The sequence below is a fragment of the Geitlerinema sp. PCC 9228 genome, from assembly GCF_001870905.1.
Classification (GTDB): Bacteria; Cyanobacteriota; Cyanobacteriia; order Cyanobacteriales; family PCC-9228; genus PCC-9228.
Window position 1 is genome coordinate 1 of record NZ_LNDC01000189.1, and the last position, 15,796, is coordinate 15,796.

General features: G+C 45.7%; 10 protein-coding genes. 2 read left to right on the forward strand and 8 right to left on the reverse strand.

What is annotated here, in order from left to right; translation table 11 throughout:
* Positions 1-246: 246 nt before the first annotated feature.
* Positions 247-1,152, reverse strand: coding sequence for a choice-of-anchor L domain-containing protein (locus AS151_RS19640; RefSeq protein WP_071518766.1), 906 nt, complete (start codon positions 1,150-1,152; stop codon positions 247-249).
* A gap of 482 nt (positions 1,153-1,634) precedes the next feature.
* Between AS151_RS19640 and AS151_RS19645 the strand changes: the two genes are divergently transcribed.
* A complete protein-coding gene (locus AS151_RS19645) occupies positions 1,635-3,197 on the forward strand; it encodes a cation:proton antiporter (RefSeq protein ID WP_071518767.1) in 1,563 nt (520 codons plus the stop codon).
* 15 nt (positions 3,198-3,212) lie between these two features.
* On the opposite strand, the gene AS151_RS19650 is transcribed toward AS151_RS19645, so the two are convergent.
* The 3 genes from AS151_RS19650 to AS151_RS19660 are packed head-to-tail and all read right to left on the reverse strand — an operon-like array spanning position 3,213 to position 6,710.
* Positions 3,213-4,469, reverse strand: a complete 1,257-nt coding sequence (locus AS151_RS19650) for a glycosyltransferase (RefSeq protein ID WP_071518768.1) — start codon at positions 4,467-4,469, stop codon at positions 3,213-3,215.
* A gap of 8 nt (positions 4,470-4,477) precedes the next feature.
* Complete coding sequence (locus tag AS151_RS19655; protein WP_211517652.1) at positions 4,478-5,206, reverse strand: DUF5752 family protein; 729 nt, start codon at positions 5,204-5,206, stop codon at positions 4,478-4,480.
* A 4-nt stretch (positions 5,207-5,210) separates the two neighbouring features.
* Positions 5,211-6,710 carry a trehalase family glycosidase gene (locus AS151_RS19660; RefSeq protein WP_084639801.1) on the reverse strand — a complete coding sequence of 500 codons (1,500 nt, stop codon included), beginning with the start codon at positions 6,708-6,710 and terminating at the stop codon, positions 5,211-5,213.
* Between the two features lie 402 nt (positions 6,711-7,112).
* Here AS151_RS19660 and msrB point away from each other — a divergent pair, with 402 nt between their 5' ends.
* On the forward strand, positions 7,113-7,628 hold the full coding sequence (msrB, locus tag AS151_RS19665) for a peptide-methionine (R)-S-oxide reductase MsrB (RefSeq protein WP_071518770.1): 516 nt from the start codon (positions 7,113-7,115) through the stop codon (positions 7,626-7,628).
* Between the two features lie 40 nt (positions 7,629-7,668).
* On the opposite strand, the gene AS151_RS19670 is transcribed toward msrB, so the two are convergent.
* From AS151_RS19670 to AS151_RS19685, 4 genes are all read right to left on the reverse strand, one after another.
* A complete protein-coding gene (locus AS151_RS19670; protein WP_071518771.1) occupies positions 7,669-9,675 on the reverse strand; it encodes a hypothetical protein in 2,007 nt (668 codons plus the stop codon).
* Positions 9,676-10,064: 389 nt separating this feature from the next.
* A complete protein-coding gene (gene treY / locus AS151_RS19675) occupies positions 10,065-12,893 on the reverse strand; it encodes a malto-oligosyltrehalose synthase (RefSeq protein ID WP_071518772.1) in 2,829 nt (942 codons plus the stop codon).
* 60 nt (positions 12,894-12,953) lie between these two features.
* Positions 12,954-14,768: a malto-oligosyltrehalose trehalohydrolase gene (gene treZ, locus AS151_RS19680; protein WP_071518775.1), complete on the reverse strand. Its 1,815-nt coding sequence runs from the start codon at positions 14,766-14,768 to the stop codon at positions 12,954-12,956.
* Positions 14,769-14,842: 74 nt separating this feature from the next.
* The gene (locus AS151_RS19685; RefSeq protein ID WP_071518773.1) at positions 14,843-15,592 is read right to left on the reverse strand and encodes an ABC transporter ATP-binding protein; all 750 of its coding nucleotides are present in this window, start codon (positions 15,590-15,592) and stop codon (positions 14,843-14,845) included.
* Positions 15,593-15,796 lie beyond the last annotated feature (204 nt).

The window sequence follows — 15,796 nt, forward strand, 5'->3', positions numbered from 1 at the left end:
GCATTTCTTGGCATTACCCAACGTCTTCAGCCAGAAGACTTGCAGAGGTTCGGGCTAGGGAAACACCCGAACGTGCGTAACTACGATCGGCTCTTGGTCTAGCCACTACTACGGGAACCTGGCTGTTCCCAAGCCCCGTCGCTTTAGCGCGGGGTCAGTGACGAGATCCTATTTGCTGGTTTTCCAGCGATCGCGCTCCCCCGAAAACCATTGTGCGATCGCGCCAGTTTAGCTGGTCAGGAAAAACTAACTTAGCTGCCCTTGACGCTGCCGCCAGAAACACCATCCCCCTGCTGCTACAACCAACATCCCCAAACCACTAGCTGGTTCGGGAACGTCGATGGGCGTGACACGGGGGGAAAAGCTACCCGCTTGAATAAAAACCGCCGAGTCCAGAATACCATCGGTGGCATCCGCGATCGCTAGCTTAATCGTATGGGAACCGGGTGTCAAATCCAACGCTTGCGCGCGAAAGACGTTGGTAAACCCATCGTATTCCAAATCGAAGGGAGCGGGATCGATATTTTGATTGAACTGGTCGCTATTGGTGACGCTGTTGACTGTATTGATAGAAACCGGCGTAGAAGCACCGGGAATGATAGCAATATTGGTACCGTCTAGGAAAAACCCAAATACGTCGTTAAATTCAGTATTTTCAAAATCAATATACTCCTCAGATGCAAACACGTAGTTGAAGAACAAACGGCCGCCAACGCTCTCGAACTCAATTTCTAAAGTAGTGGCATCGGAAGTGTCAAACTCAGCAAGTGCGGTTAGTTCCGGGTCACCAGCGAAACCATTATCGGTGGAAGCACCGTTAAGTTGCTCGTCTTCAGCTCCCAATCCTCCGGAAGTTTCCGCTTGGGCACCGTTGCCATTGGGGCCTTCCCCATCGATGGCTTGACCCGTGGTCAGGATGATGCCTGCATCAAAACCGAAAATGGATTCAGCACCAACAAACGTACCAGAGGCGTTGTTGGCACCGTTGTAGGTAACGGAGTTGACGGTGATTCCCTCTCCCAAAATATTATCGACCAGTTCATTACCATCATTGGTTGGTGTGATGCTGACAGCAAACGCAGAACCAGCACTCAGACCTACACCGCAGATAGCAGCTCCTGCAACCCATGGAATGTATTGGCGAATTGGCATCGTTCGATCCCCTAAATTCTAATGCTTATATTATTGCTTTCTTTTTCAGAAAATATGGAGATCGCGAAAAAAATTCATACAGATCGATTTTTCAAAACCGCCAAAATTGCTCAAAATGCCCATCTTACAAAAAATCAACTTTCCATCTTTATAGGTTCTTTACTGTGCAGAAATACATCTAAATAAGTTTTGCTGTTGCCCGCATCTCATGTGAGGTCAAAGGGAAAGAGCTGTTGTGTGTTTTAAAAAAAACCTAGCTATCGTTTTTTAACTGCTTTCCTTCGCTGCCCCCTGTATATTCCCCACTAGGGGATGCTAAGATAGAAGAGGATTATATTTCTCCCACAGTTTAAGAATAATTTTATAATTGAACAAAACGCAGCCTTCGATCTGCTTGTAGAATCGCAAGCAAATCTTTTCATTTTCCTTCTCTCCCTTGCTTCTGCCGCCACTTCACTTCTTTTGCGAGACGTGTATCTACAATGGCTTTACAAAACGTAATGGGAGAAGCTGCGATCCAAGAAAATTTAAAGCAGTTTCTCCTGGTACTTTCCGTTTCCCTAAGCGTCGCTAGCTTATCTCGTTTCTTTACTGGATTCCGCGAAATTCCCTATACCCTGCTACTGGTCATTGTAGGCTTGTTTCTGGCACTGCTCGATGTCAGACTGATCGAGCTGTCGCCGGAAGTGACCCTCTTTATCTTCCTACCCCCCTTGTTGTTGAAAACGGCTTGGCAAGTTCGCTGGTCGATTTTAAAACAGAACCTGGTTCCCGTCTTGCTATTCTCCATTGGTGGTAGCTTGATCGCCATTGCTAGCGTCACCTATGCATTGGAAACCTTTGCTGGCTTATCCCTAGAAATTGCTTTGTTCGCTGGCGCTAGTTTGGCGGCTACTTCACCAACGCCAGTAGTGAGCCTGTTTCGCCAATTGGGGGTTAACCAACGCATTACCACCCTCACCGAAGGGGAAAATTTATTTAGTTCCTGTATTGCGATCGCGACTTTTGTTTTGTTAATGGAATCGCCATTTGCCGTTAGCGAACTGGCGGTTCCTACGGCGTTGGTCAGAATTCTTTTGTTCCTAGGATTGGGATTTGGCATTGGCGGGTTTACCGGCGTCGCACTTTCCTATTTAATTTCCCATTCCGACGCACCATTTTTGGCGCGATCGCTGTTACTAACCGCCGCTTACGGTACGTATATTGCCACTGAAGAAGTTGGCGGTTCCGGTGTGGTAGCTGTAGTCACGGCTGGCTTGATTCTAGGCAATTTAGGCAGTCGCAAACTTCCCAGTACCAAACGACAAACCCTCACGGAATTTCTCAATTTTATCGCCTTTTTTGTCAACTCCATTGTCTTCCTTTTAATCGGCGATCGCATGAATTGGAACCTACTATCCGACGATTTACTTCCCATTAGCATCGCCATTGTCACCGTTTTAATTGCCAGAGCATTTACCATATACGGTTTGGGAACTGTTGGCAACTGGCTGAGCGAAATTCCCGTCACTTGGCAAGAACAAACCCTGCTTTGGTGGGTAGGATTGCGCGGTTCTGTTTCCATTGCCTTAGCCTTAAGCGTTCCCGTGGTCTACATGAAATACGAGGTAATTGGTTCCACCGTTTTTGGCGTGGTTCTGTTTACATTGCTGGTACAAGGATTGACCACCAAATCCCTGTTAAGTTCCCTAGGCTTTTTAGAAAGCAGTTCCCAACGGGAAAAATATTTACAAGCGATCGCGCGTTCTGTCGCACTCAACCACATTGCCAGCTATTTAGACGAAGAACGTATCGTACACCAATGGGGAAACGACGTTCAATTTGCACAATATCGAGAAGTCGTACAGCAACAAATTCACCACTTGCAGGAAGAAATCATCGAACTGCAAGAACAAAATCCCGACCTAAAAAGTCTGGGAATCGAACAATTGCGTCGGGAACTCATCGCCATGGAAAGCGATATTTACACCGAATTTTTCCGCGCCGGTTTGCTAACCAAACACATTCCTCCCATGCTGCCAAAATTGCTACCCAATCAATCCTAGCCCACCTAGGATTTTTCAACCCAACTCAATACGTTCGCGAAACGGCGTTTCTCCAGAACCACCTTCAGGTTCCAGCAACGCCACCATCAGGGTTAAATACTCCCGCAACTGGCGGGTAATCAGGAAATTCTCCCGTACAAACTCCTTCGCTTTCTCTCCCATTTCCGTAATTTTTTCCGGTTGTTTCAGCAGGTAACGCAAACGCAAAGCCGTTCCTTCTGGGGTATTGACCAAAAATCCAGTATGGTAATTTTTCACCTGCAAGCGGATACCGCCAGCATCGCCACCGATGACTGGTTTTCCCTTCCACATGCCTTCGGTAACGGTTAAGCCAAATCCTTCTTTGGTGGATTTTTGTAGAATAATATCGGCAGCGCGTTGTAAGGCATTAATGGTACGATGGGCATCGGGAGGTAGCAACAAAATCCGAACGTCAGCATCTCCCGCAGCAGCGGTTTTGACTTCGTTGAGAACCATTTGACCTTCTGGGTCGTCGGTGGCGCTTCCCCCAGCCAACACCAGTTGCAGTTGGGGAATGTATTTTTTCGCTTGTTGGTATGCCTGGATAACGCCGATGGGGTCTTTAAAGCGGTCAAAACGAGAAATTTGTGCTATAATAGGACGTTCGCGGTCTAGAGAAAAGCGATCGCAAACTTCATCGATTTCAGCGCGGTCGATATCTATATTTTTTTCGCTCAGGGGATCGATACTCGGCGGGATAATATATTTTAAATGGGGCAGCGATCGCGCAAAGGCAGCCAACGAAAAAATACTCGCCTCGTAACTATTGAGAAAAGGTTGCAAGAAGCGCCAAATTGGTCGGTAGGGATGGCTGGCATCGATATGGCAGCGCCACAGCCATTTGCCTTGACGGTTAGGGCAATATTTTAGCAAAGCCGCCGGTTGGGGATCGTGAATAAAAACATAGGATGCCGCCTCCAGGGTATCGCGCAATTGTTCGGCATTGTTGGCATTGATTTGTTCGTAATGCTGCAACAGAGAATCACCAATATCCACGCGATTTCCCTGCAAAGCATTGTGCATACTTTTGGTACATTGGAAAAAATCATCGTCGCCAGCAATAACTTCCCAAGAAGCATCAATGCCTAACTCCTGCATCAAAGGAACCAACTTGGTTAAAATTTCCGCAACGCCGCCACCGATGCGCGTAGAATTCACATGGATTACCTTCATGCCTTGCAGGGGTTCGGCGAGTTGCTGCAGTTGGTCGATAACATCTTGACCGACAACTTGTGCGTATTTTTCTAACATAATTTTCCTTATTCTCGATTGTTTTTTTCCGGTTGCAAATATGCTTGGAACGTTTGCGCGAGTTTGCTGCGCAACCCCGTCAGGGTTTCAAAATAGGGGTCGAGGCGGCTTAGTTCCTGACAAAGGTCTTGATAGCGATCGCCAAAATGAGAAAACCAATAGCGAAAATCGTCCACTCCCTCCGGCAATCGCCTTCTGGCATCGATAAAATGGTAAAAAATACTGCTTGCCGAGAGAGAAGGCAACCATTCCGCTAATGCCTCCGGTTCTTGCCAACGCTTGTAGGTATCAAAAACAACAATTTGCGATCGCATAAATTCAAACGAACGAGTAGCCACCCGCCAATAGGAAGACTCATCCTCATCCAACCGTTCCTCAATCGTTTCCAAAAGTTCCTGTCGCAAATCTTCCAAATCAAAATGCAAAATGGGATCGACCATTGCCAATTGTTCCGCCAGGGGATAATCATGCAAACCGTGACGAACCCAAGCCGCAAAATCGTTGTTATACTCCCGTTCCTCAAAACGCGGTTCTAACAACCCTCCCCAAAAATGGTGGTAAATGCTATCCGCATCGATGGTTTGCAACGTATCCCGCAACTCCTTCAACGTATAGGCGCGTTTTCCCGTCGCAATGGCAATCAACGCGCAATCTTTTAACGCAAACGCATCCATCTCTTGTTCTTGAGAATCTTGAGAATCTTCCCAACTTTCCTCAGAAATTGCTGTAGAATCCATAAAATTATTCTTCCTCCAAAAAAGCCAAAAATTCTAAAACCACACCATTGGTCCAACCAAAACCAATTTCGTTGCTGCTGTAGCCAAAGAAAATTTCATCCGATACATCCGCCGAACAGCGTTCCACATCGTACTTCTCTACTAGGGTGCCACTTTTTTCAAATTCTGCTACCACCATTTGCAAAAATTTAGACGCCAGCCGTTTGGCATCTTCCATATACCCATACCGACGCAATCCTTGCACAACAATAAATTGTAAAGGTGCCCAACCAAAAGGCGCATCCCACTGGTTTCCCGAAACATGGGTACTGGTTAGCAAGCCACCTGGCGCTTCAAATTCTGGTAATTTTGCTAGCAACTGTTTGGCTTGTACTTCCGAAGCAATGCCCGCCCACAAAGGAAAAAATGTCGTAACATATTCATAATGGCGACGTCTGGCTGTACGAAAATTATAGTCAAAATACATGCCTTTTTCTTCATCCCAAAGAAACTTATCGATGCGTTGGTGGCGCTGTTCGGCATGTTGCAACCAGTAATCCACCGAATGTTCGTAACCAATTAGGCGATAGATTTCGGCAATATCTCTTTCCATCTGGTATAGCAAAACATTGAGGCAAACGGGTGCGTAGTGAATAATATCCACGCTAAAAGGTCCAAACCGGTGGCTGCAATCAAATCCCGATTCTCGCATGGAGCGATCGCCGCGATAAAATAGTTCTGTTAAACGATCGGTTTGGTGGTCGTAATACAGGCTGGCATCGTAATCATCCACTTGGAACCGTTGGTAATATTCTCGCACGCGATCGTAATGACTTCTTCCCAATTCATCCCGTTCCGAAAATTCCACTTCTGGTGCTGGACCTTCTCCCAAAGCATTGTAGTGAGAAAGTCCCGTGGTTTGGTTCAAATGGGGAGGCACTTTCCAATAAAAATAGTAGCTTTCAACCGCTGGTAAAATCGACCGCAACCACTCTTTATCCTGGGTATATTCAAACAGTTTCAACACCATTAACGTCAAAACCGGCGGCTGGGAACGATTGAGCATGTAAGTCCGGTTGGCATTGAGAACCGTTCCGTAATGTTCGATTTCGTAAACCAACTGATCGACCATACTTTGCGCCAAATTCACCTTGCGATCGCGCAACAGTCCCAATAAAATAAAATAGCTATCCCAACCGTACATTTCGTTAAATCTTCCCCCAGGAACCACGTAATCGTGGGGAAGGTACAGCAAACCGTGTTCTTCAATTTGGTCGATTTCCGCCGGCAAAACCCGCAGTTCGATTTGTTGCAAATCTTCCGGAGAAAGAACAGTTTGCAATTCTTTTTTCACTTCATCCATATCCTCTTGCGCGGAAACATAAACCAACCAAGGATGACCTTTTTTTCGTTCGACTTTATCGTCTTGCGCCGCATCTAACAAATTCGCTTGGGAGCGGGAAAGAACTTTCCAAGTTTTCTTGATATAATTCCGTAGGGTTTGAATTTGTTGGGAACTTAGCATAGAATTGTCAGGCATAGAAATGGAAGTTATATGGTTAATTTGAAATTATCTTCAACGTAAGGTAGACAATGCCCACCCTACCAAGAAACTATAACAAAATCGGACATAGAAATGGAAGTCATATGGTTAATTTGAAATCCGAAAAATTTGGTGTTTTTGGCAATGCCAACCCAAAAAATGTTGTCAAAAAAAGATTCTACGAAGTCTTACAGGAAAGATTTCAATCTAAAATCTAGTTTTTTGGGGAAAAGAAAACCTAGAATTGGAAACGGTGGGAAAGAGGAAAAAGCCATTGCCACCCAGAATCCATTTTAGGGGAAAATTCTGTAGCCATCTTGGCGAAAAACTAAAAATTCTTTTAAAATACCATTGGAGCAAATATTCGTTTGGGGAAGGATCGTTATGAAACGAAGAGATATGTTGACGTGGTTGGGAGTTGCTAGCATACCGCCAATTTTATTTGCCATTTGGAACACCAGAAGCCATAGCATAGCCACAGTTTCTAAACTAGACAAAAGCAAAGCAGCCTGGAAAGACATCTTACCACCGGAACGCTATCGCATCTTGTTTGAAGAACAAACCGAACCAGCCGGTTCTAGTCCGCTAACCGACGAAAAACGGTCCGGTACTTATATTTGTGCTGCATGTTTTTTGCCATTGTTTTCCTCAGATACGAAATTTGATAGCGGTACGGGATGGCCGAGTTTTTACCAACCGATTGACGCTAGCCACATAGGCACCAAAGACGATTATAAACTTTTTTACCGGCGTACGGAGTACCATTGCGATCGCTGCGGCGGCCATCAAGGTCACGTTTTCAACGATGGTCCGGAACCCACCGGCAAACGCTATTGTAACAACGGATTGGCTTTGCGTTTTGTTCCCGCAGAACAGGAGTTGCCAAAATTGCGGGGGTAGAAAGCGATCGCCGGAAGAAACTCAAAACTATAGAGTATTTTCACAAACGCTTGTAAAAACCGTCAACCTCCAAACGGATGGATGGGGTTCCACTCTGCCATACCGAATTGAGATCGATTTCGATAAAGTCTCCTTGTTCTAGGGAAAGATAGTCACCGTCAATGTCGCCAATGTGGGGAAAATCAGGTTGAAAAGAACGGCTGCTTGCCGTTGCTTGGGGAAGTTGGTATTGCAAATTCAGCCAATCCAGGTAGGTAATTTCCGCCTCCCGTTCTTCGATTCTCAATTTGGAAAAATTGGGAGTTAACTCGTAGGTTTCGGTGGCTTGTTTGTCTTGGCTATCCCTAGCATAAAGAACCGGACCTAAATTTATCCAATGTTGTTTTTGGGAGTCGTAAACCAGCAAATACGGACAGCTTCCCATGCCAATAAAGTTGGAAATAGAAGAAGCAAATTCATCCGCCGGTTGCTTTAGGGGGATGTCGCGGTTGTTGGTTTTGATGCTAACTGGATTCAGCAAAGGTCCCACCGCTAGTTGTTGGCGAGGAATATCTTGTGGGGAAGAGCGAATATTTTGGACAAATTTCTGGGAAAGGGTTACTTTTTGCATGCCATCTTCGTAGGATAAGTTGGCTTCTGTGACGTTAAAATCTTCGTCAAAAAAGGGTTTGGGAAAGTACAAATCTTGTGTCAGAAAAGAAGCAATATTTTCCCCGGTGTTTAAATCGCTAGCTGTTTGAGAGTTGGGCATAAATCCAAATTCGATGGGGATAAAATAGTGTTTGTTAGGATAGAGAATAAATCCACCCAAGCTATCGATTCTGGTAGAAACATTCGCAGGATTTTGGAACAAACGCGATCGCCTTTCGGCATTGGTTAGGGTATAGGGATTTCCATCTTCCCCCACCATTTCGTAGGTTATCGATTCAAGTGGGAAAGGCTGGTCGGCAATATTAATAATATCGATAAATTTAACGTAAGGATGCAATAGCAGCGGATTGATAACGAGAATTCCTCCACAAGCATCCGCTGGTCGAAATGTCGAATCATCCGGTAGGTCGCCAATAAGAAAGTTATATTCATATCCCACCAATCCTCTAGCGTTTGGATTGGCTTTGGCTATATTTTGCAACCAGCGATCGCTCCTACCAAATTGCAAAGAAACCCCCCCAAAATCTTTGGCAGTTAGCGAAGATTGGGCAATATCTTGTAGTTGGGGATATTGAGTTATATTTTGATACAAATCATCCCGATTGTATTCGTTAAAAACTGTCCAACGAGCGTCTTCAATATCGTCGTATTGAAATTCCAAAAGAATGGGACTGTACTGAGCTTTTTGGTATTCGGCAATGAGGGATTGGCTTTCAAATTCGGCGCGGGATTGACGAAAAGAATTGCTTGGCGTATCGTTGCTTACAGTTTCTCCACCTTGGTTGTACGAGTAACGCAAGCTATCAGGAGAAGCTGGATTTTCCACAGTGGCCTTGGCAAATGCTACGTTATCAGTTTCCTTGATAAAATTTTGGATCGATTGAAAAACAGGACTATCGCGAAAAACAGCCGGAACATCTCCTGGGGTAATATTGAGTGCTTTTGCCAGAGGTTGGGGAACAGCGGGATTTTGGGGATTAAATAAAGCCAAAGACAAGTAAGAGTTAATAGCAGTTACTGGCTGGGAGAGAATGGGGATATCCTCTTCGTTCTCTTCCGGAGGTGGGGATGCAATGGGTTCGGAGGGGGTCGAGTCAGGATTAGAAGCAGGAAGACCCCATAAAAACAAGAAAAAAACCAGTACGAAAGCAGCAAATCCACCAGTTGCTTGAATTTGCCCTTTGGTCATGGGAAACTGTGCGTTTACGCTCATCTCCCCAAGAAACAGGGAAGCGGCGATTCCACCACAAATGGCAGCCAGAAAACGCGCAAAAGGGAGAACTTCGTTAAGTCTCTCTGGGGGGTTAAAAATTAAAAAGATAAAAACGGCAATTACAACGCAGGAAAGCAGCATCGCGATCGCTTTTTCCCACGAACCGTTTCTGCCTTGGCTCATATGTTTTCCTCAGCGATTTGTTTGTAGTTTTATAGATAGTATGTTGGCGACCCCATCTGCTACTTCCTCCGGATTAGATTTTTTGCGATCGCGCTTTCTACCGAATCCAACTTTTATTTTATCGCGGCGTTCGGCAAAAGCAACAATGTTTCTAGTTTAGCACCGAAGGAGATGGCAATTTTTTTTAGGTTGTAGCAATGTGATGTTTTTTCGGAGCGATCGCTTTTTTATCAAAAATAACCCAAGCGATCGCTCCACCATAACCTCATACCATTTCTGAAAAACAACGATTGTCTAGAATTTCTCAATTGCCCTGGTAGGGGCGCTCACGCGTTGCGCCCCTACAAAAATGCCTCTATTATCTATTGCATATTATTAAGGAAATGGTATCATTCTTCGCTAACCAACAAAGCCACCGGAAACACCTGCAAAACCTTTCCCACCGATAGCGTTTCGCCGCCAGCAACCTCCAAATCCACCAGTGTATCCCGCCAATTGGCAGATTGTAGATTATGGGGAAGTTCGATGCGGGTATCTCCCCAGACTTCCTCGCCAAGGGGGTCCGCATCGGCAGAAATCATAGAAGTTAGAAAACGAGGTGCGATCGCAATAACCGTTCTTCCCCGATACAATCGCGCAAAAGCAATAACATGCTGGTGAAACGAACCCGTCACTGACAGCGGTATGTAATCGCCATATTGAAAAACCTGCTGGTATTGTTGCCTCGCTTGCAACCCCCGCGCTATCAAAAACAACTTCATCCTGCCATCAGTGCGAGTTGCCTTCAAATCCGATAGCAAACTTTCCATTCCCGTCTGACAGCGTCGCTTAATTTCTTGCAAAAAAGAGAGCCTTTCTTCATAATCCACCGCGCGGCGATTGTCTGGGTCTACCAAACTCAAATTCCACAGTTCCGTTCCCTGATAAAAATCCGGTACTCCCGGAGAAGCAATTTTTAACAACGTTTGCGATAGGGAATTGAACATACCATAGGCAGCAATTTTCCGTTGAAAATCTCGAAACTCCGCCAAAAATATATTATCTGGAGAAGGGTCCAAAATCTTCTCGATAAAAGCCAGAAATCCTTCCTCGTAATCCGTATCCGGCGTTATCCATGCCGTATGAACTTTCGCCTCGCGCACCGATTTAATCGCGTATTGTTTGATGCGTTCGATAAAATCGGCATATTCTTGTTCGTCGGCAGAAAACGGAAACACCCCTACCAAATTTTGATAGAGAAAATATTCATCGTTGGCATCGGGAATTAGGCGCTGGTCTTTGCCACTTTTGGTATTTTCGTTGCTGGTTTTTTTATGTTCTTGATTTAATTCCCGCCAGCGTTTTACCTGACCTTCCCATTCCGTAGGAATTTCCGATAAAACATTAATTCTGGCACGCACATCTTCGCTGCGTTTGGTATCGTGGGTGGAAGTGGCATTCATAGCATGGGGCCAGGATTTTAATTGTTCTCGATTGAACTGGTGAAAATCCTCTAACGAAATCCCAAATTGCTGGGGATGACCGCCAACTTCGTTGAGAGAAACCAAGCGATTGTAGACGTAAAATAACGTATCTTCCACACCTTTGGCCATTAAAGGACCGGAAAATTGCTGCAACCGCATGGCAAAAAGAACCCACTGTTCCCTTTCCGCCTCGGTGAGGGTACCTTCGTAATCCAACAACAAGAATTTTTCAATTAAATTTAACTCTTTCACCAGTTGGGGAATTTGGCGTTTGGCTTTTTGAATGGCTTTGCGCACATAAAAGCGATCGCGATCGCGAACCCCATCATGGTTAATATAGGTACAGTAAATGGGAAACTGCACCAAAACCTCCAAAATTGCTTTTTTCAACCCCGTCAGCGTAAAATCCCTGCCGTAGCGATACTGACCCGCAATGCGTTTCAACAACCGCGCAATATTATCCACATCCCCCACCAAATTGGTTTCCGCAATTAACCGCTTTTTCTCGGCAACCAAATTGTCGTACACTTCGTGGTAACCAGTCATGCGACGATAAATATGGGTAAATTCCCGTGCGTTATCGGTTTGACAAAAAACACTATTAGCTTGGTTGAGAAAATGATATCCCGACGTTCCCTGCAAGCACCATTCTTCGGGAAGTTTTTCTCCCAACTCCAAAATTTTCTCGGCAACAACGTAAATATCCCCCATTTTTTCCCGCAAGCGTCGCAGGTATTCCGTGGGGTCAAACAAACCATCAATATGGTCGATACGCAATCCAGTAAATTTCCCAGCTTCAACCAACTTCTCGATAGTTTCGTGGGTTTTGTGAAATACCCGTTGGTCTTCCACGCGCAAACTAATTAAATCGTTCACTGTAAAAAAGCGGCGATAGTTTAATTCTTCTGCACCCACTTTCCAAAACGACAGGCGGAAAAATTGTTCCGATAGCAATTTATCCAGCAAATCGAAACTTTCCGGTTTGCCGACTTCGCCGTTGAAAATTTCTAGATTGTGGTTAATGAAATTTTTAATTTCTTCGTTATTATTGTATGCTTCCCACAGCAGCGATTTTACAAATTCTGTTTGGTCTTTGCGCTGCCTTCCCGACAAATCAGTAGAAATGCTTTTGACAATGTACAAAATCCCCAGCATTTTAATGGCATCGGGATGGCTGCGCCCTAATTTTCTAGATAATCTCCCCAAATCGTGGCTTAAAAATGTAGCGTAGGATTCGATGCGTAGGGGAAGTTTAATGTCGTAATAATTGACGTTCAACCCATTTTCGTCGTAGTTCAGTTGAATTTCGCCATTTTCCAGACAATTGCCATAAAAATCCCCCAACATCGGCGTGAGAAGTTTGCCTTTAATGTCTTCGTAAGGATGTTCCCACTCAATATCAAAGTAATCAAAATATTCTGAATCGGGTCCGTGTTCTAGAATATCCATTAAAAAATAATTTTCGCTGTTGTAAGCCATGTGATTGGGAACAATATCCTGTACCCAACCCATGTTTAGCGAATGCAATTCTGCCATGAGATTTTCAAAATCCTGGTGGCTTCCCAGTTCGGGATTGAGTTGGTTGGGGTCTACCACATCGTATCCGTGGGAACTTCCGGAACGCGCTTTAAAAATTGGCGAAGCATAAACGTCGGAAATTCCCAATTCTGCTAAATAGTGAATGACTTTTTGTGCTTGCTGAAAGCCAAATTCCGGATGAAATTGCAGGCGGTAGGTAGCTGTAGGAATACGCATGGTTGTTACTGGCTATCCTGTGGAAGATTTACGGGAAAATTAGGAAAAATCAATGGGAAGTTATTTTTCGTACATAACCACGCTTTGGGGAGGTAGGGAAATGGTGTCTCCTTGGTTGGCTTTTTCGAGAATCGAAATACCAGACCCCAACCACTGGGATTGTTCGGAGTTGAGTTTTTGCTTCCAAATCCCGTCGCTAAAGGTGTAGGAAACGGCTTGTTGGTTGAAGTTAAAAATACAGAAGACCGCACTGCTGGGGTGGTAGCGATGCAGGAATACCAGTTTCTTTTCTTCGTCGCTGCTAGCTATTGTACGCCGGCGATCGCTTGCTTGCAAAGCCGGATGTTGGCGACGCAGTTGAATTAAATGGCGATACCAGTTCAGCAAGACTTGGTGCTTGCCTTGGTGGCGTTTTTCCCAGTTTAGCTGGCATTTTTGAAAAGTTTCCACACTGGCGGCATCGGGAGGTTCGCCTTCGCTGTGGAAAGCGGCAAATTCTCGTTTTCTCCCTTCGCGCACGGCTTCTACCAAATCCGGGTCGTTGTGGCTGATAAAATACAAAAATGGGGCGCTTTCGCCGTATTCTTCTCCCATGAACAATAAAGGCATGTAAGGGGAAAGCAAGACGCTGGCGGCGGCTAGTTTGGCACCGGCAAAGGAAACTAAGTGAGACAAACGTTCTCCCAACATGCGGTTGCCGACTTGGTCGTGGTTGGAAGAGCAAACAAAAAATTGGGTAGGGGGGCGATCGCCGGCGTAGCTACCGTGGTATCGTTGGCGAAAGGGCGAATAATCCCAACTGTAGACAAAACTTTCCTGAAAGGCTTTGGCGAGTTGTTCGCAGGTGCCAAAGTCTTGATAGTATCCTTGTTGTTCTCCTGTTAGCAGGGTGTGAAGGCAATGGTGAAAATCGTCGCTCCATTGTGCGTGAATGCCGTAGCCACCGATTTCCGGGGGATTGATAACCCTCACGTCGTTGAGGTCGCTTTCGGCAATTAAATACACTTGCCGGCGTTGCTGCTGGCAAAATTCCTGGGTTCTTTGAGCCAGTTCTGCTAAAATATGTTTGGCACCGAAATCGTAGATAGCGTGAATGGCATCGAGGCGCAAAGCATCTACGTGGTATTCCCGAAACCAATATAAGGCATTTTCAATCACAAAATTGCGTACGCCATCGCTACAGGCATCGTCAAAGTTCATGGCGCTTCCCCAAGGCGTTTGGTAGCGATCGGTAAAATAAGGACCAAAATCCCGGGTATAGTTGCCTTCCGGTCCGAAATGATTGTAAACTACATCTAGAATGACGGCTATGCCCTGTTGGTGGCAGGCGTTGACCAGGCGTTTCAAGCCTTCCGGTCCGCCGTAGGAATTTTGTACGGCAAAGGGATAGACACCATCGTATCCCCAGTTGCGGCTGCCGGGAAATTGCGCTACTGGCATGAGTTCGATGGCATTAATGCCAAGTTCTTGCAAATCTGGCAGTCGGGAAATAACAGCGTCGAAGGTTCCTGCGGGGGTAAAGGTTCCTACATGCAATTCGTAGGCGATATAGTCGGATAAAGGGATGCCTTGCCAGTTGCTATCTTCCCAGGCGAAATGGCTGTGGTCGATAACTTGCGATGGTTGGTGAACCCCTTGGGGTTGGTAGTGAGAAGCTGGATCGGGTCGTAGCGTTTCCCCATCCAGACGATACCAATACTGAGTTTGGGGAGAAATATTTTCTAGGGTAACTTGCCAGTATCCGCGTTCCTGGGGCGTCATGGCAATAGAGCGAGTCTGTGGAGAAACGATTTCTAGGGTGAGTGCTTGACGTAGGGGTGCCCAAACCGTAAACTCACATTGACCGTTTTCGATGTAGTTAGCACCAATTTGCATAAATTGACCGACCGTGGAGAGATAACCTGGCGAAAGGCGAATGGTTACGATTAAAGTTTTCCATGGCAACAAGGTTAGCTGTTGCTACAGTCTCCTTGTGGTTGTAATTGACCGTCTTCTACGCAAATCACGCGATCGGCGACATCTAAAATGCGAGGATCGTGGGTAACGATTAAAACGGTAGCCCCTTCTTCTTTCGCCAAACGACTGAGCAAATCTATAATAGCATGACCGCTGACCGAGTCCAAGGCAGCGGTGGGTTCGTCTGCCATAATAATGGGAGGATAGCCAGCTAAAGCACGCGCGATCGCAACTCGTTGTTTTTGACCGCCGGATAAGTCTTTGGGTTGTTGGTCGGCTTTATCCGCCAAACCCACTTGTTCCAACAAATGCATGGCTTGGCGGCGTGCTTCCTGTTTTTTGATACCTTTGAGGTTTAAAGCGAGTTGCACGTTTTCCCTAGCTGTTAGAGCTGAAAATAAGTTAAATCCTTGAAAAATAAAACCAATTTTTTCCAAACGGAAGCGAGATAGTTCTTTTCCCGACAGTTGCGTAATTTCTGTTCCCAACAAGGAAACGCTGCCACGGGTGGGGGTAAGCAATCCGGCTAAAATAGAGAGCAAGGTGGTTTTGCCAGAACCGGAAGGTCCCATCAACAGGTGAATCTCCCCTTTGGTAATTTGGAGGTTAATATCTTTAAGTACGCGCGTGGATTGATTCCCCGCGTAGAACACCATTTCAATCCCTTTCGATTCAATAGCTGTAGGAATTGTTGATGTTTGCTGTTGAATATCGGTTTTGTTGGTTTTGGTATTGGGAATCATAGAAATTACTCCGGAAGTCGCTGTGGGGCATCAGGGCATCGGGGCATCGGGGCATCGGGGCAGTGCGATTCGTTGACTATAAACCGAACCATTGATTCGGAGGACTAGTCGCTGGGTATATAACCCCAGACAACTCAAGTTAAATGGAGGTGAAAGTCCTCCCGCCAAGGTGCATTGGTTGAAAGCATTACCCGCAGTGCTGGG